This is a genomic window from Nonomuraea sp. NPDC003201 (genome assembly GCF_053590415.1).
The window spans coordinates 1-1,304 of sequence record NZ_JBSFTC010000752.1 but is presented as its reverse complement, the minus strand read 5'-3'; the positions used below and the strand labels follow the sequence as shown (position 1 = coordinate 1,304).

Genomic DNA, 1,304 nt, shown 5'->3' with positions numbered 1-1,304 from the left:
GCCACCTCGACCTGGCCGAGCGCACCGCGCTGCCCGCGCCGCCCCGCATGCCCAACCTGGGCGAGGCCTTCCCGCGCCCCTACCAGGACGCCGCCGCGATCGCCGCCGACCCCGAGTACGGCCGGGTCGTGTGCTTCTGCGAGCGGGTGACGAAGGGCGAGATCCGCGACGCCCTGGCCTCGGTGATCCCGCCGGCCGGGGTGGAGGGCCTGCGCCGCCGCACCAGAGCCATGAACGGACGCTGCCAGGGCTTCTACTGCGGGGCCCGGGTACGCGAGATCTTCGAAGGGGGAACGGAATGACCGAGCGGGTACGGGTGGCTGTGATCGGCGGAGGTCCGGCCGGGCTCACCGCCGCCGCCACGCTCGCCCCGTCCGTGGACGGCGACGTCCTGGTCCTGGAACGCGAGCCGGAGACCGGCGGCATCCCCCGGCACAGCGACCACCCCGGCTACGGCCTGCGCGACCTGCGCAGATTCATCTCCGGACCCGCGTACGCGCGCCGGCTGACCCGCCACGCCCGCGACGCCGGAGCCCGGCTGGAGACCGAGGCCATGGTCACCGGCTGGGCCGGACCGAGGACCCTGGAGGTGACCTCGCCGAACGGCCGCCGCCTCGTCCAGGCCGACGCGGTGGTCCTGGCGACCGGCGCCCGGGAGCGGCCCCGCCCGGCCCGGCTCATCCCCGGCGACCGTCCCGACGGCGTCTACACCACCGGCCAGCTGCAGAACCTCGTCCACCTGCACCACCGCGAGGTCGGGCGGCGCGCGGTGGTCGTCGGCGCCGAGCTGGTCAGCTGGTCGGCGGTCCTGACCCTGCGCGAGGCGGGCTGCCGCACGGTGCTGATGACCAGCGAGTACGACCGGCCCGAAGCCTACGCGGCCTTCCACCTCCCGGGACGGCTGGCCTTCGGCGTGCTCGTCCGGGCCCGCACCCGGGTCGTCGCCGTCAACGGCAAGGGCCGCGTGACCTCGGTCGACATCGAGGACCTCGGCACCGGGCGGCGCCGCCGCGTCCCCTGCGACACGGTGATCATCACCGGCGACTGGATCCCCGACCATGAGCTGGCCCGTACGGGCGGCCTGGAGATGGACGCGGCCACGCTCGGGCCGCGCGTGGACACCTCCCTGGCCACGAGCCTGCCCGGGGTGTTCGCGGCCGGGAACCTCCTGCACCCGGTCGACACGGCCGACGTCGCCGCGCTCGACGGCCGCCACGTGGCCGCCGCCGTCCTGCGGCACCTGGCCGGGGACCCTGCCCCCGCCGGCGGGGTGCCGCTGGTGGCCGAGGCGCCCCTGCGCTGGG

The 1,304-nt window shown here is 76.4% G+C and carries 2 protein-coding genes; both read left to right on the top strand.

The features are described 5' to 3' along the window. Positions 1-302: (2Fe-2S)-binding protein (locus ACWDX9_RS63380; protein ID WP_449973465.1), on the top strand; the 302-nt coding region annotated here is incomplete at its 5' end. Next, positions 299-1,304 (top strand): NAD(P)/FAD-dependent oxidoreductase (locus ACWDX9_RS63375; RefSeq protein WP_449973464.1); only part of this gene is annotated, 1,006 nt, incomplete at its 3' end. The genes ACWDX9_RS63380 and ACWDX9_RS63375, both read left to right, overlap by 4 nt.